The following is an 18,852-nucleotide window of genomic DNA, read 5'->3' on the forward strand; positions in this document are numbered from 1 at the left end:
TATATACTATCTCTTAAACATTCTATCCATTTCACGCCTGTCATCCTTTTCCCTCAAGGACTCGCGCTTATCATATTGTTTTTTACCTTTTGCCAAAGCGATAACTAATTTTGCCAATCCTTTTTCATTCAGGAACAAGCGGACAGGGACAATGGTAAAGCCAGGATTCTTTCCGGCCTCTTCCAATTTGCGCAACTCTTTCTTGCTCAACAACAGCTTACGTTCACGGCGGGCTGTGTGGTTATTATACGAACCATAGAAATATTCTGCGATATGCATATTCTTCACCCACAACTCACCACGCACAAAATAGCAATAGGTATCCACCAGACTGGCTTTGCCCATACGAATGGACTTTATCTCTGTTCCGGTCAGCACAATACCTGCTGTGTACGTGTCGATAAATTCATAATCGAACGACGCACGTTTATTTTTTATATTTACAGGAGTCGGTTTCATCAATTCAAAATAACAGATAACTCATTAAATACCGCCGCAATGAGCGCCGGACAAACAATCACAATCACCGAAGCAATCAATGTGTATCGGGTCAGTTTAGTCTCTTCCACTTTCATCAGTGTGCGTGCCCCTTCATACACCACAAACACGGTATAGAACTGGAGTATCCAATGCAAAATGGAGATGGAGAACAAACCGCTGATGATATCGAGCACAAACGTCACCACCATGGCATAACCCACAAATTGTTGGTTTAGTTCATACTGTTCACCACGGTTCAGCAATTTCTTTCCCAACTGATTTACAGCATAAGCAGCCAAGAAATACCCTCCAAAGAGAGACACAAAAATGGCACAACAGCGAGTCATTGCTATCTGAAAAGCAGATACTCCTGCTGTATTTCCAATAAAAGTGCCTATAAAAACGGACAAGCCGCACAATCCTATCATGGGATAAACAAATGCGCCAAGCACTTTTCGTCCATCCTCTTCTGTCTTGATTTCTGCCCAAGCCTTAGCCGGAGAGGAAATCAACAACATCACTCTATTAAATAAGTCTTTGTAGTTCAATGCTTAATCTATTTACCTTTGTTATACTTCAATGAACTGCAAAGGTATAAAAAATCCCCTTCTCCCAAAGGGAAAAGAGGACTTTTCTACTTTCAATATAATGATTTATTAGTATCCGTAAGAAGGAGCTTTAAAATCTTTAACTGCCATTTTAACTGTTTTCTCCAAATAGTTAGGATTTTCAAGATTTCTGTCACTGATAGCTCTCAAAACAACATTTATAGAGTCTGAACCTACATCACTAAACTTATAATATAATTCAGAAGCGAAAGGGAAGCTACATAATATGTTAATAGAATTATAAGAATCGTTTTTTCCATTATCATAATGGAACGTCAAAGTCAACTTTTTATTGTCAAGATCAATTCCGTCCTTTCCTTCACCTTCATAACTCATATTAAAGTAGTAAGGAGCACTTGAATTATAATTGAACTGAGGAGTAAATGTAATATATCCTTTATAGATACCGACTGCTCCTAAATCAATAACAGGGTCTTGGTTATTATATAAAGTGTCTCTAGCTTCTACATCTCTAGCTGTATTAATCATATCAGCACCTCCATGTAATGGAGCAGCAGAAACTATTTCTACTTTATATGTAGTATTTTCCGAAGGTTCCGGCAACACTTCATCCAAATGTTTAAATGCCACTTGAGCACGTTTAACCTTGCTCCAATCACCAAGCTGTTTCATATTAGCAACTGTAGGAACTAAAATACCACCACCATCAGCATATAGTTTATAGCCAAGAAACTCATCACCTGTAACAGTTACAAGAACCACACCATCATAAGCACTTTCACTATTAGTGTCCAAGCAAGAACTAAAGGATAACACAGATACCAATGCAGCAAAGAACACTGCTAACTTCATTTTTTTCATTTTCTTCTCTTTATTATTAGGGTTTGCAAAATTAATTAAAAGATTCGAGTCTAAAGGAAAACTTCAACTCTTTTTTGTTGTTTTAATGATTAAATGAGCTCCAAACTCAAATACTGCATAACTCTCCCAACATTAACCTTTATTAATATGCAAGTCGAGTTACTCCACTATTTCCGCAAACTGCTCTATATTATTGTCCACATATTCGGCAATCTGTGCAGTGACAAGCTCCTCCATATCCATAAACTGCTCTTCCAATTCATCAAACACCTCGTATTGCTCATACATTGCCATAAACTCTTCATCATCGCAGTCCTTTTCCAAGTCAGCACGGTTCTCATCATAAATCTTCTTGGCATTATAAACCAACTTCGAGAACTCCTTCGCTCCAAAGAGACGCATCGACTTAGCAAAAGGATTATCAAAAATATACGGTCCATAACCATTCTGAATCAACTGAATGAAGCCCCCTTCATTAATTTCTTCACGAAAGAAATGATAACCCAACAATGAATGTTGGTAACCATTGAGCAACGGCATTGTTTCGGCATTAATCACACCGCCCGTCACCTCCAAATACTTATCGGTAAAGACTTTAATAAATTCATCCATACCTTCCTCAGCACCCTGTCGGAGTACTGCATCCTTAATTTCTATTTTACTCGTTTCCATCCTTATAATATATATAGGTACAAAGATAAGTGATTCGGCTGAAAGAAAAAAGGATTTTGGCAAGTCTAGTTTGCAAAACATTGTCTCACAACAAATTTATTTAATTTAATATCAAAAAGTGGCACGCAACAGGTTGCAGAAAAGAATAAAAGGACTAACTTTGTGGGCGAAAAGGGTAACTAACCTTTTTCACGTGGTTACGAATATTTATTTTATTACCAAAAAACGTAAAGAATATGACTTATTCACACGAAGTAGAACACATGTGTGTTGTGAAGAAAGGTCCTAATCACGGACCGGCTCCTATTCCTGAAGAAGGAAAGTGGGTAAAATCAAAAGAAATTAAAGACATCTCTGGTTTGACACACGGCATTGGCTGGTGTGCTCCTCAGCAGGGTGCTTGTAAACTAACCCTCAACGTAAAAGAAGGTATCATCCAGGAAGCATTGGTAGAAACTATCGGTTGCTCAGGTATGACTCACTCAGCTGCCATGGCTGCTGAAATCCTTCCGGGTAAGACTGTATTGGAAGCATTGAACACCGACTTGGTTTGTGATGCCATCAACACAGCAATGCGCGAACTTTTCCTTCAAATCGTTTACGGACGTACTCAGTCGGCTTTCTCAGAAGGCGGTCTGATTATCGGTGCCGGTCTGGAAGACTTGGGTAAAGGTCTTCGCAGCCAGGTAGGTACTTTGTATGGTACTTTGGCTAAAGGTCCCCGCTACCTTGAAATGGCTGAAGGTTACATCAAGAACGTATTCCTGGATAAGAACGACGAAATCTGCGGTTACGAATTCGTTCACATGGGTAAGTTCATGGACGAAATCAAGAAGGGTACTGATGCTAACGAAGCGTTGAAGAAGGTTACAGGTACTTACGGACGTGTAACTGAAGAACAGGGAGCTGTTAAGAAAATTGATCCACGTCACGAATAATTATAAGGAGGAAAGAATATGATTAGAGAAGTAAAATTCGAAAGCCAAGACCGTCGTATCAAACAGATTATTGCTGCTTTGAACGAAAACGGCATCAAAGACATCGAAGAAGCTAACGCAATCTGCGAAGCTGCCGGACTTGATCCTTATAAAACTTGTGAAGAAACTCAGCCTATCTGTTTCGAAAATGCGAAGTGGGCTTACGTAGTAGGTTCTGCCATCGCACTGAAGAAAGGTTGCAAAAACGCTGCCGAAGCTGCCGAAGCTATCGGTATCGGTTTGCAGGCATTCTGTATTCCGGGTTCTGTAGCCGACGACCGTAAGGTAGGTATCGGTCATGGTAACCTGGCTGCTATGTTGCTTCGCGAAGAAACTAAATGCTTCGCATTCCTGGCAGGTCACGAATCATTCGCTGCTGCTGAAGGTGCTATCAAAATCGCTGCAAAAGCAGACAAAGTACGTAAAGAGCCTCTGCGTTGTATCTTGAACGGTCTGGGTAAAGATGCTGCACAGATTATCTCTCGTATCAACGGATTTACATACGTTCAGACTGAGTTCGATTACTTCACAGGTGAACTGAAAGTTGTTCGTGAAATCGCTTACTCTGACGGTCCTCGTGCAAAAGTAAAATGCTACGGAGCTGACGATGTTCGCGAAGGTGTAGCTATCATGTGGAAAGAAGGCGTAGACGTATCAATCACTGGTAACTCTACTAACCCGACTCGTTTCCAGCACCCGGTTGCAGGTACTTACAAGAAAGAACGTGTTCTTGCAGGCAAACCTTATTTCTCAGTAGCATCAGGTGGTGGTACAGGCCGTACTCTTCACCCGGATAACATGGCTGCCGGTCCTGCTTCTTACGGTATGACAGACACCATGGGTCGTATGCACTCAGACGCTCAGTTCGCTGGTTCTTCATCAGTTCCCGCTCACGTGGAAATGATGGGATTCCTGGGTATCGGTAACAACCCGATGGTAGGATGTACAGTGGCTTGTGCGGTTGACGTTGCTACTGCTTTGAGCAAGTAATTTAAACAATTACAATATATTGAAATCCCTGTAACTCTATGAGTTATGGGGATTTTTATTTTAGTTATACTGCAATGCTTATCTCCTATTCTGATACTTATTTCCTCTTGCTATTCTTTTTATAATTGATTGTAATTGGGTGATGGCATCCAACATGCCAAATTAGGAGATAGTGAATACGCTTGGTTCTTGGACTGAGTGGATTGTTGATTGAGAGAGGAAAGGGCATCATTAAGTTGGTGTCCTTTCTTTATATCTAATAATTAACTAATTAAATTTGCAAGTACGCATATAAGTACATACATTTGCATTAAATAGAAGGAGGATATATGAGAACAGCTAACTATACAGATTTGAGAGCGAACCTTAAAGGTTACATTGATTCAGTGATTGATGACTATGATACTGTAATTGTCAATCGTGGTAATGGTAAAGGAGTAGTGATGATTTCCCTTGATGAATACAACTCATTAAAGGAAACGGAATATATAATGTCGTCACCTGAAACGATGGAAGCCATACGTCAGGGGGAAGAAGATATTAAGAACGGCAATTATTTTGCCCAGAATGATGGAGAAAGCATAGAAGACTTCTTAAAGCGAGCATCATGTACAGAATAATATTATCTGACCAAGCACGGAAGGAATATCTATACTTCGCACAGAGTGGCAATAAAATAATTCTGAATAAGATTACGGCTTTACTGAATGATATTGCAGAGCATCCTTATACTGGGATTGGGAAACCAGAACCGCTAAAATATGAATTGACTGGTAAATGGTCAAGGAGAATCACCTCAGAACATCGTCTTGTTTACTCTGTAAATGATGACAGGGTAGAGGTTGATATACTCTCAATGAAGTACCATTACTCCAAGAAGTAAACCAACTCTTACATATTATTAATCACAAGGGCAGCTATTAAGTTAGTTGCCCTTTCTTTATAATATTCACTTCAGGATTAAGAATATCGAGTCACATTGTTTTCTGGGGGATTTAAATATCATATCAACAAACAAAGGGATGTATAAACCGTTTCATAGGGTCAGCCAAGGCCTTTTAAACGGAAGATTATTACAGACTACGGCAATGGACTGTACAGTCCACTGTAGCAGACTGTACGGTCCACTGCAACGGACTATACAGTCCGCTGCCGAAGACTGTAGTAATCCGACTGACAGACAGGCATAACCGAAAGGACGAAAACGCTTAGTCCGGCTAATGAAACGACTTAGGGAGTTCAAAACGTATGCAGAGGTTGAAAACCGGAGGAGACAACATCCGGTGACAGGTATTTGCTCGACATGTAAAATCCCCAAGAATAATAACAGACCCACGATAACTTATCTATTGAATAGTTGTTCAGTACCTATAAAATAGCTACATTTGCATAACCCATAAATTATTAAATAATCATGTGTGAATATACTGAAATAGAAAACATCGTTCTCTCTAATGGTAAGACCATCAAACAGGTTAATGAGGAAGTTAGCAAAGAAGTGGAGCGCATTTACTTAGAAGGATGGGCTAAAGGTATTGCTATACCTTTCAGAGATAGCAGAGGGAATATTTATTTAGCTAATCCGGATGGTAGTGAAGACTTGGTAGAATTCAACCGTAAAGAACGAAGCTATAAAGTTATTTCGCGTATCGCCAATAGAGGCCAGGGCAGATATGCTTACTTGCTAAACAAATAAACATGGAAGCACGTCCGGAATTTACAGTCATTGCCGGTCCAAATGGAGCAGGCAAGAGTAGATTGTGCTCCTATTATATTCATTGTAAATCTTTCGATGGTGACTTACTTGCTCTCAATTTACGTAAAGAACACCCAGAATGGGAAGAGCGTTGGATAAATGAAAGTCAAGCAGGCTGTAACTTGAAAAAAAACCTCAAGCCCTTTTGGGGATAAGATAAAAAAACGATAAGCTTCCGTCGTGCAGAACAACTTCTTATGAGAATATCATATTCCATTAACAGACTGCTCCCAATAATTACAAGTCACCGATTAGTACTTCAAACAAATTCTTGTTTAATCCTAAGACTTTAATTATATTTGCAGCAACTTAGAGCGAAAGGAACCACGGAATGACATAACACAAAGCCACAGAAAACTAAATTATCAAATATATGTATGCACTGGGCTTTGACATGAATTATCCAGAGGAGCTTCATAATGAAACTTCTGAAATATTCAATGTGATTCCTAACAATGTGCTTTATGGTATAAATAATGATATTTATTGTATTGATACGCAAGTCAAACTAAAAAAGCAATAGCTCTGATTTGCATGTTCCTAATCCCATCAGGGATTTCTCTTGACAGAACTGATATTTGTAGTTAATCTATGATACAGTTCCTATAATGTATAATAAAAGAATAAACATTTGGAAAAGCGTTTCCATTCTTATACTTATTAAAAAGATATTCGAGCTTTTAGCTCTTATTCTCTCAATCTGAAAACCGCCAATTTGAAGTCCATGAGAATAAGTAGATGAAGGTTCACGCTCTATCGGGCGTGGACTGTTCTTACTTATTTGTGGACGAAGGTGCTTGGCGGTTCCTCAGATTGAAAATAGGTAATGAATGGTTCCGCCTTTTTTATTGCACTATGATACACATCGGGAAACTTATCGAAGAGGAACTTCACCGCCAAGAACGTTCCGTCACTTGGTTCGCCAATAAGCTTTATTGCGACCGAACCAATGTGTACAAAATCTTTAAGAAGCAAAGCATAGATACCGAGTTACTTCTTAGAATCTCTCAAATCCTCCACAAAGATTTCTTTCTGCTGTTTTCACAAAACATCAATGAAAAGTCCTGATTAAGAAAGAGTCCAATTGTAGCCAATTCAGCTACATATCTGTTAGTTTTCTGTCTATAGCCTTTCGAACTGAGCTCCATTCTATATACATATCTTTGCAAAGGTTAAGAGCTTCTTTCCCATAAAAGATAGAGCTCATTTGATTTGATATACAAATTCTAAAAACAAAAAGCATGAAAGCATTTCAAAAACTGACAACATGGCTAATGCTATTAGTATGCCTTAGCCTGACTACAACCGCTTGTAGCGATGACGATGAAGAGAACAATGAAATCAATAAAAGCGCCCTTGTCGGTACTTGGCAATTCCAATCGGATGAAGACATTGAGATTACGACCTTCAACAGTGACGGAACTTTCAAGTCCGCAGTCAAACTATATGATGTGTACGGTGACGGGAAATGGATTGAAGTAAATCTCAACGGTACATACGAAGTTGAGGATAATGTATTAACGCTGGCTTTTGAAAATGGAATTACGACAAGTGGAATTATAAAAAAACTAACTTCCACCTCTCTTACTATAGAAGACCAATATGGCGATTTGGTCATTTACAAAAAAGTATAACCCCGCCATACCGCAACAGCAATTTATACAACAATAATAAACTCTAACAATATGGTATTAAAACATATACGATTCCTTTTACTGCTCCCCCTGTTCCTGGCAGCGGGATGTTCAGACGATTCCCAATCGGACACTCCCGACCCGGAACCAGACCCCACACCTACCCCGGACATCACAGAAGTGACTGTCAATGAAAAAGCAGAAATGAAAACACTGAGTCTTTCAGGATTCGTGAAAGATGCTGAAGGAAACTTATTATCAGGAGTAACCGTCACTACCGGAGAAGTCTCCATACTGACAGATGAGAGCGGGACATTCAGCTTGAGCCAAGCGGGAGTGGTATCAAACCGCACCGTCATCCATTTCACCAAAAACGGTTATTTCAGCATCACACGCTCACTGGAAACAATGGAAAAAGATACTTGGGAAATCATCATGATTCAAAAAGGGAACAATGAAATCACATCTGCCACCACCTATCCGGCAACTTCTGCCACCGAACTGAAAGTGGGAAAGATGAAAATACAAATGCCCCAAAACGGATATTGCGTGCAGAACACAGGAAATAACTATACAGGAAACGTAACAGCGGATGTCGTCTACCTAAATCCTACCGCCACATTGTTCAGCACTGCCATGCCCGGCGGCGACTTGGCAGCAGTGAGACAGGACAACTCCAATGTGTCACTGGTATCTTACGGCATAGTAGGCGTGAACCTCCTGTCGGAAGACGGACGCCAGCTACAACTGGCAGACGGACAGACTGCCACCCTGACCTATCCCATCCCCGACGGAATGGACGAAAACCTGCCCGAAAGTATCCCCTTATGGTATTTTAATGAGAAGGCCGGACTATGGATAGAATCAGGCGTGGCCCAACGAAACGGAAACGAGTATGTGGGAAAGGTAAAACATTTCTCTTTCTACAACCTCGACGACCCCAAGAAGAGAGCCGCTGTGCAAGGCACCGTGCTTGACACGAAAAACCGCCCTGTGACAAACATCAAAGTAAGAGTGGGACAACTCAGCACCTATACCGACAGAGACGGAGCATACCATGTCACCGTACCGACCGGAACTTCCATGACCGCCCGGATACTACCCGACGAATACGGAAACTATGGCAATACAGTCTCACATGAGATTCCGGCTTTGGAAGGAGAAGAAACTTACACTATAGATTTTGAAGTACCTTGCGTACCCATCGTTACCGGACAAATAATAAACACCTGTAGTGGAAGTTCATCGGCAGTGGTATGGCTGAGCTATGACAATAACCAAAGAACTATCCCCTACCAAACGGAAACAGACGGTCTGTTCACTATCTACGCTCCTCAAGATTATATCGGTGCGGCAACGCTCAACATACAAACTTCCGAAAACAACAAAAAAGAAGTGGAACTGCAACTCACCGGCGAGGACATTACTCTAAGTCCCATCAACACGTGTGACGAGAACGCCATCGGAGGAGTCTTCGTTTTCAAACTGTCCGACGGAACAATCAGGACATACGAATTTAATCCGACAGAAATGGAAGGAGTTATTGTGGTAAACGATAACCAACTGATTCTTTCGTCCGAAAGTGTATACTTGGGTATTCCCAATTATTCTCCGGACAAGACTTCCTACTCGGGTGTAGACTTTGGAATATCCGACAATTATGGAGACCCTATCGTAATAGGAAGCGTAGACGTCAACATAAAATATAATGCCGAAACAAATACTTATACGATAGATGTCAACGGAACCTGTATTATAAATCCCGGAGACGGAAAAAGCAATAATGGAACAGCCGAGGGGCGCATCAATGTCTATCTGATTCTTGACACGACTACCCGGAAAGGTGTCACCTCCGTCAATGATTTGAACATTCCTTCCTTTGCGCCTGCAGTCCCGCTTCCCATTGATTTGGCAATGCAAATCAATAAAGGCAAGATGGGCAAAGGAGTCATACTGAACTATAAAAGCGAGGATGCAAACCTTTATAACGATTACAAAGCACAGGCCGACAAGTTGAATTACACAGAAGTGTATTCCACTGACGAGGAGGACTATAAAGAAATCTGTTATCAGTCGGGCGAAAAAGTAATCATGATAATGTATGACACAGAAGGATTCGGTCCGTTGGGAGATGAAGACGGTGAAGATTACTATTTAGAAATCATCATACTGGACGGTTGCAAGATAGATGTAACCGAATCACGCTCGACCGATTCAAAAAAGGAAACATTCAAGCGGTTGTTCCGTCTATATCAGGCACGTCCTTCCGCTCTAGCAAAGAAATAAATTCATTCTTCTTATAACACATCCAAGCAAACCCTATTGACATAGTTAAATAATGTAGCAAATTATTCCGGCAATAAGGTTACTTGGATGTGATTAATATATTGAAGTATTATCTATGAGCCAATTTCCCCAATGACTACTCGGACAATCCACTCTTCTGTACCTAAAAGTAAAAGGAAGAAAGAACACAGCCATGTCGACATTTCAGCCACAGTTCCATTCCCTATACGTCTACATCATTACTTAATTCTATCAAAATACATTAATAACTTTGCAAAAATTAATCTTTTCCTCTTATAGGAAAAGATTAAGATAAGTTTATAAAAGTCTTATGGAAGCGGAGTCGTGAGACTGTGCTTCCATTTTCAGCCGAAAAACAATTAACAGAATAATATAAATGAGTATTTTAAACAGTTAAAGTTATGATAACAAATGACATCTTTACAAAACGGCAAATAACAATCTGTCACAAGGCAAAACCCGGAAACAGTTTGCTGAAATATCTTATGCTCCTTGTGGCATGCACAATTATTACTCCCGCTGCAGCTCAGGAACACGAATACTTTCAAGAAGACAAAGGTTTTTTCAATTCGCTAAGCATAGGCGCCAGTGCCAGCACTGCCGGAATAGGATTTGACGTTGTCACCCCCATCGGCAACTACTTTGAGCTCAGAGCCGGCATTAATATCATGCCCAACTTCAGTTTCACATCAAAAGCCTCTACAGACATTCCCTATAATGATACTGAATATTCTACTGACATAAAGGTAAAAGGTGCATTAAAACGCACTTCAGGAGAAGTGCTACTCAATATTTATTTGTCTAAAAGAGGAGGTGTCTTTCTATGTACCGGAGCCTCTTTCGGCGGAAGCCGTCTACTGAATATCAATGCCCGCACCGACAATGAAGAATTGCTCGCACTCATCAGACAAGGAGCGGATGTGGGTGTTGAAATCGGAAAGTATCACCTTCCGATAGATAAAAACGGAAATATTTCAGGAGGATTGAAGGTTGCTTCCTTCCGCCCCTATTTAGGTTTCGGCTTTGGACGCTCCGTACCCAAGAAACGAATCGGCTTTTCTTATGAGATAGGAGTACAATTTCAAAAAGCACCCAAGATTTATTCCAATCATGGCAACATCAGTGAACTGCCGGAAGAAGCTGATGATAGTTTTAAGGACATCATGAATATCCTGAAAGTTTACCCTGTCATCAAGTATCGGTTATGTGGAAAAATATTCTAATCAGTCAAACTATTATAATAAAAGAAACATATTATGAACTATAAAATTGCAATCATCAGCATTTTGATAATCGGAGGGCATAATGTAAGTTCTGCCCAAAAGAGAAAATCATTACCTGCCACAAGTATTCAAACCATATCAGTCGATACCATCAGACAGGACACAGTGGCTCAACCTAAAATAGAAGTGCCGAAAGACCGGATTGATACCATTTATTATGACCGCAATTGGAATGTTATCAGCAACAAGACTTTTGCAAACTATTATCGTTTTGCCCTTTATCCGGCAGACAGCAGTGTAGCACGGTACTACAAGACCTACTACATGAGCGGTGAACTTCAGGGAGAAGGAAAGTTCATCAGCATGAATGAAAAGGAAGATGCCAAGAATCTGCTCGACGGTGAAATTCTAAGTTATTTTAAAAATGGAAACATCAGCGAACGATGCTTCTATGTGCAAGGGACACAAGAAGGAGAACATACTGCCTATTACGAAAACGGAAATATCAAGGAACATTATACCTTGTCGGACGGACAGAAAAATGGCATCCATTCTTCATTTACCGAAGATGGAAAGGTGTGCCGACTAAGCATCTACAAAGACAATATACCTTCCGATTATTATGTAGTGACAGATATGGACGGCAATTATTCCAAGTATGACACCAACACCGGCAAGCCTATCTTCGAGACTCCAACACAAGAGGAGGTACAGACTGAGTATAAGAACGGAGTGGCATGGCCCTATTACAATAAAAACGGCTTGATAGTGGGGGCTAGTATTTCCAGCAACAAAGAAATAGGAACACACCGTAAGATAGGATTCTTTATTGTCAATAAAAGTATGGTCAATGTAGAGTTAAATCCTTCTCAAATAGAAGTAACCTCTACCAAGAAGGAAAATATCAAGGCGATGAAATTGATAACTGCCGACGAATATGATAAAAGGGTATTCAAGAATAAAAAGAAGAATGCCAAAAAGATTATCAAGAGAAAAGTGGTAGTCAATGAAGAACAGGAAAGTAATATAAATGCCAACTTGGGTGCGTCTGTGTTTAACGCCGGCACATCAAACACGATTAAAGCTTTTCAAGAGCGCATAATCAGCATGAAAGAATTAATCGACGAAAACCGAATGCGCTATGCAGAAGGCAGACCGGAAGATTTGGGTTATCTGGAGCGTACGACCGTTCATCCGGGAGAAATAATGTCGGGGTTTGTCCTTACCGACTTAAAAAAGGCAGACGAACTGACTGTAAAGCTGACCGTCAATGGTATTACATATACTTATAAATGGGAGAATGTTAGAAAATAAATTATAGTATCAATTTTAAAATTAGAGAATTATGAAAAAGTTTTTATTAGTAGTCGCAATGGCATTTATCGCTTCAGTTTCTTTCGCACAAAGTGGAAAATGGGCAGCAGGTGTTAACCTCGGTTATGGTTGTGCCTCAGATATTTCAAAACCGTCTATTGGGGTTAAAGCTCTTTATAACATATCTGACCAGTTTACCCTTGCTCCATCTTTTAATTATTATTTTCAAAAGAAGTATTATGACCTGAAAGTGAATTTCTGGGATCTCAACTGCAATTTGCATTGGAATGTAGTAAGTAAAGAGAATGTTAGAATCTATCCGCTGGCCGGCATTACTTATTTGGATGCAATTGTATCCGGAGACGGAGAAGCTGATGGAAAGTTCGGAGCTAACCTTGGAGCTGGAGGTCAGTTAAATATAGGTTCCAATTGGGCTGCCTCCTTAGAAGTGAAATATCAAATAATCAGTGAGACAGCACAATTAGTACCTTCCTTATCTTTAATGTACAGATTCTGACATAACGCAGAAGTCATTTAAAGCATCTCCGGACTCATCGTTATAATCTGAGTTCCCCTCTAATCCGTCAGTCGCTCCTCCCCCCACCCAAAGGGGCTCCGAGCCGGCTGACGGATTATTCCATTTATTCATTTTTATGTGATATCCTATTAACAAACTGCCCATCAGCCAACATTTAAATAACGGTATAAACCAAGACCAATAACCGTGAACAATATAACATGGGAAAAGCATGATATAGAGGGAATTTATATCATGGCAAAATCTAAAGATGAAGCAAAGAATTATAATAATGTGCTCAGAGAAGGAGCCGATTATTAAATGTATATCCTGTTCAGCTTCCCGCCTTTCCTCTCTGATTCTGACGAAGGAATGATGGAAATAAAAGAGAATAAAGGAATATTTTATAAAAAGCCTGCCTTATAAAGGCTATTATATGGTTTTCAATCATTACCTTTACAGAGTTAAAAAAAACTCTGTGAATATGAATTTAGACAAGCATATCATTAAAGAATTTCTGTCTTTCCAGAAAAACGAAATAACAGAAAGCATAGTTTATACTCATTTGGCTACCATTGAAAAAGACAGTACAAACCAAAAGATAATGCAACAGATAGCCTTGGAAGAAAAGCAGCATTATGAAGTATTAAAATGCTATACGGGACAAGACATACGCCCCGACCAAAGAAGAATTTCCAAATTTGTCTGGCTGGCCCGCCTGTTTGGAGTTACTTTTGCAATCAAACTAATGGAAAGCAGCGAAATAAGTTCATACAAAGGATATGCCCGATATCCTGAAATGGCCGATTTAGTGAGGCTGGCACAAGATGAAGAAATACATGAAGCCAAACTGATTGGACTTATCAATGAAGAACGATTGGAATATATGGGGTCGGTAGTGCTGGGGCTGAATGATGCATTGGTGGAATTCACAGGTGCACTGGCCGGTTTCACGCTTGCGCTGAGCGATTCCAAATTAATAGCCCTGACAGGAAGTATAACAGGCATTGCCGCAGCACTCTCTATGGCCTCTTCCGAATATCTGTCTACAAAATCGGAAGGCGGACAAGGAAAGCATCCTGTCAAAGCAGCCATTTACACAGGCATTGCCTATATCATCACCGTCGTGGCACTTGTCACTCCTTTTATTATTATAAAGAATGTGATAGCAGCACTCATCCTCATGCTGATAATGGCGTTATTAATCATCGCATTATTCAATTACTATTATTCAGTAGCGAGAGGGGAAAGTTTTAAAAAACGATTCACCGAAATGGCAGTCCTCAGCTTCAGTGTGGCGGCTGTCAGTTTTTTAATCGGCTATGCCCTGAAAACAATTACAGGGATAGAAGTTTAAATAAGCAGTATCAGTTCATAAGCTTTTTCCCATAATTTTCATATATATCTTAAAAAACATAGAAAATCGCCTTACGATCCGAATTATTATACTAATTTTGAACAAATTTCTAACCTTAAGAACAAAACTTAATATGCAAAAATTAGCATTCAGTCTATTACTATGCTGCTTTACATTACAAAGCTATGCAAAAGTAGAACCCCTGAAAGGCTTTCATTATGCCTCGGAACAAGCTCCAAAAGGGAACGAATGGGAATCCCCTGAAAATGTGGCGCTGAACAAAGAACAACCTCATGCCTATTTCTTCTCTTTCCAAGATAAGGCAAGTGCACGGAAAGTATTGCCGGAAAACAGTGCTTACTGGCAATCATTGAATGGAGACTGGAAATTCAATTGGGTTCCAAATCCGGAAGAACGACCCAAAGATTTCTACAAAACAGAATTTGATGTTTCAGGATGGGATAACATTCCGGTTCCTTCAAGCTGGAATATTTATGGTATCCAAAAAGACGGAACACAAAAGTACGGAACCCCTATCTATGTGAACCAACCGGTTATTTTCCAACATAAAGTAGCTGTGGACGACTGGCGCGGAGGTGTAATGCGTACACCGCCCAGCAATTGGACTACTTTCAAAGCTCGTAATGAAGTAGGCTCTTACCGCCGCGAATTTACAATTCCTGAAGATTGGAACGGAAAAGAAATCTTCATCAACTTTGATGGTGTGGATTCATTCTTCTATCTTTGGATAAACGGACAATATGTAGGTTTTTCAAAGAACTCACGCAATACTGCCAGTTTCGATATCACCAAATATCTGGTGAAAGGCACTAACGTGGTAGCTGTTGAAGTATACCGTAGCTCGGACGGTTCTTTCCTCGAAGCTCAGGATATGTTCCGCTTGCCGGGTATTTATCGTACAGTCGCTTTGCAGGCTGTACCGCAGTTGCACGTACGCGACTTGGTTGTAACTCCCGACTTGGACGCAACTTATACCGACGGTGAACTGAAAATCAATGCAGATATCCGCAACCTCGGAAAGAAAGCTGCCAAAGGCTATTCTATGGTATATTCATTGTATGCCAACCAGTTGTATTCCGACGACAATACCGAAGTGACCAATGCCGGTATCACAACTCCGGTAGCAGTGGTGGAAGCCGGTCAGGAAATAACTGCCGAAACAATACTGAAAGTACAAAAGCCCAACAAATGGTCGGCTGAGAAACCGTACCTTTATACATTGGTGGGAGAACTGAAAGATAAAAAAGGACGTACCCTCGAAACTGTTTCTACCCATATCGGTTTCCGCAAAGTGGAAATCAAAGACACTCCCGCATCGGAAGATGAATTCGGATTGGCCGGACGTTACTATTATGTAAATGGTAAAACGGTAAAACTGAAAGGTGTAAACCGTCATGAAACCAATCCGGGTGTAGGTCACGCCATCACCCGCAAAATGATGGAAGACGAAGTCATGATGATGAAACGTGCCAATATCAACCATGTGCGTAACTCTCACTATCCGGATGACCCGTATTGGTATTATCTGTGTAATAAATATGGTATTTATCTGGAAGATGAAGCCAATATCGAATCACACGAATATTATTACGGAAAGGCATCTTTATCTCACCCTATCGAATGGCAGAATGCTCATGTGGCACGTGTGATGGAAATGGTTCACGCCAATATCAACAATCCATCTATCGTTATCTGGTCATTGGGAAATGAAGCCGGTCCGGGCCAAAACTTCGTAGCGGCTTATGATGCGTTGAAAGTTGCCGACAAATCTCGCCCTGTTCAATATGAACGTAACAATGACATTGTAGATATGGGTTCTAACCAGTATCCTTCCATTTCATGGGTACGCGGTGCCGTGAAAGGTGATTATGACATCAAATATCCTTTCCACATCTCGGAATATGCACACTCTATGGGTAATGCTTGCGGTAACTTGATTGATTACTGGGATGCTATTGAATCTACCAACTTCTTCTGTGGTGGAGCTATCTGGGACTGGGTAGACCAGGCTATGTATAATTATACCAAAGATGGCAAACGTTACTTGGCATACGGTGGTGACTTCGGCGATACTCCAAACGACGGACAGTTTGTAATGAACGGTATCGTATTTGCCGACTTGGAACCGAAACCACAATATTTTGAAACCAAGAAAGTGTACCAGCATATTGGTGTAAAAGCTATTGACGAAAAGCAAGGCCGCTTCGAAATCTTCAATAAATACTACTTTAAGGACCTTTCGGAATATGAAATCAGATGGGCTTTGTATGAAAACGGCAAAGAAGCAGAAAGCGGTGTTCTAAATACTGAAAATATCGCTCCGCGCACCCGTGTTCAGGTTACGATACCTTACAGATATAATAATCTGAAAGCCAATGCTGAATACTTTATAAAAGTTCAGTTTGTATTAAGAAACAATATGCCATGGGCTGAAAAGGGTTATGTAATGGCTGAGGAACAGCTTCCGGTTAAAACTGCTACCGGTATCGCTCCTATCAATGAAGCAACAGACGGCAACGGAAAGCTTGTAATGGCAAAACAGTCAGACCCGCGTTTCTCTACCATCAAGGGTGACAACTTTGAAGCTAAGTTTGACAATGAAACCGGAACAATCTATAGCCTGAACTATGGCGGTGAAACCATTATCGCTGACGGCAATGGTCCGAAACTTGACGCAATGCGTGCTTTCACCAACAATGACAACTGGTTCTATGCCAGCTGGTTCGAATGTGGTTTGCACAACCTGAAGCATCAAGTTACCGCTTCTAAGGTTATCAACAGAAAAGACGGTGCTATCGTATTGTTCTACACAGTAGAATCTCAAGCTCCTAATGCAGCCAAGATTCTTGGCGGAACTTCAAGCGGTAAAAACAGTATCAAAGAATTGACCGAAAAACCGTTTGGTGAAGACGATTTCAAATTCACTACCAACCAGGTATGGACAGTCTACCGCGACGGCTCTATCGAATTGCAGGCAAGCATCACTTCCAATCGCCCCAATCTCGTATTGCCACGTTTGGGATATATAATGAAAGTGCCTCAACGCTACGAAAATTATACATACTATGGCCGTGGCCCGATTGAAAACTATCCTGACCGTAAAGTGGGACAGTTTATCGAAATACACAAATCTACCGTTGCCGACCAATTTGTGAACTTCCCGAAACCGCAGGATATGGGAAATCATGAAGATGTACGCTGGTGTGCATTGACAGACAAAGCCGGTAAGGGAGCTGTGTTTGTGGCTACAGACCGTCTGTCTACTTCAGCTTTGCAGTATTCAGCACTCGACCTGACATTGGCAGGACATCCTTATCAGTTGCCGCAAGCCGGTGATACTTATCTGCATCTCGACCTTGCCGTAACCGGTCTGGGTGGTAACAGTTGCGGACAGGGTGGCCCGTTGATGCACGACCGTGTATTTGCCGGACAAAATAATATCGGTTTCATCATTCGCCCCGCTGCACAAGATTTATCGGCTGCCGCACAAGTGGCTCCTGCCGGTGACATTCCTTTGACTATTACCCGCGGCCGCACTGGTATGGTAGAACTTTCTTCTATCGACAAGGATGCTTCTATCCTTTATACTATCAATAAAGAGAAGAAGGCCAAACAATATACCGAACCGATTTCAATGCGTGACGGAGGTACTGTTACAGCTTGGTTTGCCAATAATCCTTCCATCAAATCCAGCGTAACTTTCAAGAAGTTGGAAACAATCCAGACCGAAGTGATATATGCCAGCAGTGAAGAAGTGGACGATGGCGATGCCAAGAATCTGGTAGACGGTGACCCCACTACATATTGGCACAGTATGTATTCTGTAACCGTAGCCAAGTATCCACATTGGGTAGACCTTGATGCCGGTGAAGTAAAAACAATTAAAGGATTTACTTATATGCCCCGCCAAGACAGCTATAACGGTAATATCAAAGAATATTCCATCCACGTAAGCATGGATGGCAAGAACTGGGGCGAGCCTGTTCAGAAAGGAACATTCGCCGGTAACAGAGATGAAAAGAAAGTCATCTTCAGCCAACCGGTGAAAGGACGCTATATCCGGTTTACTGCGTTGAGCGAACAGTATGGACAAGATTATGCATCGGGTGCAGAACTTACCATCCTTGCTGAATAGCAAATTACGTTCCGATTAATAAAGAGAAAGATGTGTCAA

18 protein-coding genes are annotated in these 18,852 nt (G+C 40.9%); 14 read left to right on the forward strand and 4 right to left on the reverse strand.

Going from position 1 to position 18,852, the window contains the following annotated elements; translation table 11 throughout:
* Positions 1-6 precede the first annotated feature (6 nt).
* The 4 genes from smpB to IR173_RS02790 all read right to left on the reverse strand — a co-directional run bounded on the left by smpB (position 7) and on the right by IR173_RS02790 (position 2,582).
* The gene (gene smpB, locus IR173_RS02775; RefSeq protein ID WP_237038156.1) at positions 7-459 is read right to left on the reverse strand and encodes an SsrA-binding protein; all 453 of its coding nucleotides are present in this window, start codon (positions 457-459) and stop codon (positions 7-9) included.
* Positions 459-1,028, reverse strand: a complete 570-nt coding sequence (locus tag IR173_RS02780; RefSeq protein ID WP_237038157.1) for a Yip1 family protein — start codon at positions 1,026-1,028, stop codon at positions 459-461. Before IR173_RS02780 ends, smpB begins: the two co-directional genes overlap by 1 nt.
* A gap of 108 nt (positions 1,029-1,136) precedes the next feature.
* Positions 1,137-1,910, reverse strand: a complete 774-nt coding sequence (locus tag IR173_RS02785) for a hypothetical protein (protein WP_237038158.1) — start codon at positions 1,908-1,910, stop codon at positions 1,137-1,139.
* 159 nt (positions 1,911-2,069) lie between these two features.
* A complete protein-coding gene (locus IR173_RS02790) occupies positions 2,070-2,582 on the reverse strand; it encodes a DMP19 family protein (RefSeq protein WP_237038159.1) in 513 nt (170 codons plus the stop codon).
* A 236-nt stretch (positions 2,583-2,818) separates the two neighbouring features.
* On the opposite strand from IR173_RS02790, the gene IR173_RS02795 reads away from it, so the two are divergent.
* The 14 genes from IR173_RS02795 (at position 2,819) to IR173_RS02860 (ending at position 18,813) form a co-directional block, all read left to right on the forward strand.
* Complete coding sequence (locus tag IR173_RS02795) at positions 2,819-3,520, forward strand: iron-sulfur cluster assembly scaffold protein (protein WP_005847450.1); 702 nt, start codon at positions 2,819-2,821, stop codon at positions 3,518-3,520.
* An 18-nt stretch (positions 3,521-3,538) separates the two neighbouring features.
* The gene (locus IR173_RS02800) at positions 3,539-4,549 is read left to right on the forward strand and encodes a GGGtGRT protein (RefSeq protein WP_005847449.1); all 1,011 of its coding nucleotides are present in this window, start codon (positions 3,539-3,541) and stop codon (positions 4,547-4,549) included.
* 329 nt (positions 4,550-4,878) lie between these two features.
* On the forward strand, positions 4,879-5,169 hold the full coding sequence (locus IR173_RS02805) for a type II toxin-antitoxin system Phd/YefM family antitoxin (protein WP_237038160.1): 291 nt from the start codon (positions 4,879-4,881) through the stop codon (positions 5,167-5,169).
* The gene (locus tag IR173_RS02810) at positions 5,157-5,432 is read left to right on the forward strand and encodes a Txe/YoeB family addiction module toxin (protein ID WP_237038161.1); all 276 of its coding nucleotides are present in this window, start codon (positions 5,157-5,159) and stop codon (positions 5,430-5,432) included. Before IR173_RS02805 ends, IR173_RS02810 begins: the two co-directional genes overlap by 13 nt.
* Before the next feature lie 531 nt (positions 5,433-5,963).
* Positions 5,964-6,245, forward strand: coding sequence for a xenobiotic reductase B (locus IR173_RS02815; protein ID WP_237038162.1), 282 nt, complete (start codon positions 5,964-5,966; stop codon positions 6,243-6,245).
* Between the two features lie 2 nt (positions 6,246-6,247).
* On the forward strand, positions 6,248-6,460 hold the full coding sequence (locus IR173_RS02820) for a hypothetical protein (RefSeq protein WP_237038163.1): 213 nt from the start codon (positions 6,248-6,250) through the stop codon (positions 6,458-6,460).
* A 583-nt stretch (positions 6,461-7,043) separates the two neighbouring features.
* Positions 7,044-7,373, forward strand: a complete 330-nt coding sequence (locus IR173_RS18195; RefSeq protein WP_394800635.1) for a hypothetical protein — start codon at positions 7,044-7,046, stop codon at positions 7,371-7,373.
* 206 nt (positions 7,374-7,579) lie between these two features.
* Positions 7,580-7,939 (forward strand): lipocalin family protein, encoded by a 360-nt coding sequence (locus tag IR173_RS02830; RefSeq protein ID WP_237038164.1) that lies wholly within the window; start codon positions 7,580-7,582, stop codon positions 7,937-7,939.
* 51 nt (positions 7,940-7,990) lie between these two features.
* Entirely contained in the window at positions 7,991-10,225 is a 2,235-nt protein-coding gene (locus tag IR173_RS02835; RefSeq protein ID WP_237038165.1) for a carboxypeptidase-like regulatory domain-containing protein, read from the forward strand.
* A gap of 422 nt (positions 10,226-10,647) precedes the next feature.
* Positions 10,648-11,469, forward strand: a complete 822-nt coding sequence (locus IR173_RS02840) for a hypothetical protein (protein WP_237038166.1) — start codon at positions 10,648-10,650, stop codon at positions 11,467-11,469.
* Between the two features lie 33 nt (positions 11,470-11,502).
* Positions 11,503-12,783, forward strand: coding sequence for a toxin-antitoxin system YwqK family antitoxin (locus tag IR173_RS02845; protein WP_237038167.1), 1,281 nt, complete (start codon positions 11,503-11,505; stop codon positions 12,781-12,783).
* A gap of 31 nt (positions 12,784-12,814) precedes the next feature.
* Positions 12,815-13,300: an outer membrane beta-barrel protein gene (locus IR173_RS02850; RefSeq protein ID WP_237038168.1), complete on the forward strand. Its 486-nt coding sequence runs from the start codon at positions 12,815-12,817 to the stop codon at positions 13,298-13,300.
* Positions 13,301-13,784: 484 nt separating this feature from the next.
* Positions 13,785-14,657 (forward strand): VIT1/CCC1 transporter family protein, encoded by an 873-nt coding sequence (locus IR173_RS02855; protein WP_237038169.1) that lies wholly within the window; start codon positions 13,785-13,787, stop codon positions 14,655-14,657.
* Between the two features lie 133 nt (positions 14,658-14,790).
* The gene (locus tag IR173_RS02860) at positions 14,791-18,813 is read left to right on the forward strand and encodes a glycoside hydrolase family 2 TIM barrel-domain containing protein (RefSeq protein ID WP_237038170.1); all 4,023 of its coding nucleotides are present in this window, start codon (positions 14,791-14,793) and stop codon (positions 18,811-18,813) included.
* Positions 18,814-18,852 lie beyond the last annotated feature (39 nt).

It is taken from the genome of Phocaeicola faecalis, from assembly GCF_021730445.1.
GTDB classification, from domain to species: Bacteria; Bacteroidota; Bacteroidia; order Bacteroidales; family Bacteroidaceae; genus Phocaeicola; species Phocaeicola faecalis.

Bases quoted from the DNA above. Each gene is read 5' to 3' on its own strand.
- IR173_RS02810 (WP_237038161.1), top strand. From the start codon at position 5,157: ATGTACAGAATAATATTATCTGACCAAGCACGGAAGGAATATCTATAC.
- smpB (WP_237038156.1), bottom strand. From the start codon at position 459: ATGAAACCGACTCCTGTAAATATAAAAAATAAACGTGCGTCGTTCGAT.
- IR173_RS02835 (WP_237038165.1), top strand. From the start codon at position 7,991: ATGGTATTAAAACATATACGATTCCTTTTACTGCTCCCCCTGTTCCTG.
- IR173_RS02790 (WP_237038159.1), bottom strand. From the start codon at position 2,582: ATGGAAACGAGTAAAATAGAAATTAAGGATGCAGTACTCCGACAGGGT.
- IR173_RS02850 (WP_237038168.1), top strand. From the start codon at position 12,815: ATGAAAAAGTTTTTATTAGTAGTCGCAATGGCATTTATCGCTTCAGTT.
- IR173_RS02815 (WP_237038162.1), top strand. From the start codon at position 5,964: ATGTGTGAATATACTGAAATAGAAAACATCGTTCTCTCTAATGGTAAG.
- IR173_RS02800 (WP_005847449.1), top strand. From the start codon at position 3,539: ATGATTAGAGAAGTAAAATTCGAAAGCCAAGACCGTCGTATCAAACAG.
- IR173_RS02855 (WP_237038169.1), top strand. From the start codon at position 13,785: ATGAATTTAGACAAGCATATCATTAAAGAATTTCTGTCTTTCCAGAAA.
- IR173_RS02845 (WP_237038167.1), top strand. From the start codon at position 11,503: ATGAACTATAAAATTGCAATCATCAGCATTTTGATAATCGGAGGGCAT.
- IR173_RS18195 (WP_394800635.1), top strand. From the start codon at position 7,044: ATGAAGGTTCACGCTCTATCGGGCGTGGACTGTTCTTACTTATTTGTG.
- IR173_RS02785 (WP_237038158.1), bottom strand. From the start codon at position 1,910: ATGAAAAAAATGAAGTTAGCAGTGTTCTTTGCTGCATTGGTATCTGTG.
- IR173_RS02840 (WP_237038166.1), top strand. From the start codon at position 10,648: ATGATAACAAATGACATCTTTACAAAACGGCAAATAACAATCTGTCAC.
- IR173_RS02830 (WP_237038164.1), top strand. From the start codon at position 7,580: ATGCTATTAGTATGCCTTAGCCTGACTACAACCGCTTGTAGCGATGAC.
- IR173_RS02795 (WP_005847450.1), top strand. From the start codon at position 2,819: ATGACTTATTCACACGAAGTAGAACACATGTGTGTTGTGAAGAAAGGT.
- IR173_RS02805 (WP_237038160.1), top strand. From the start codon at position 4,879: ATGAGAACAGCTAACTATACAGATTTGAGAGCGAACCTTAAAGGTTAC.
- IR173_RS02820 (WP_237038163.1), top strand. From the start codon at position 6,248: ATGGAAGCACGTCCGGAATTTACAGTCATTGCCGGTCCAAATGGAGCA.
- IR173_RS02860 (WP_237038170.1), top strand. From the start codon at position 14,791: ATGCAAAAATTAGCATTCAGTCTATTACTATGCTGCTTTACATTACAA.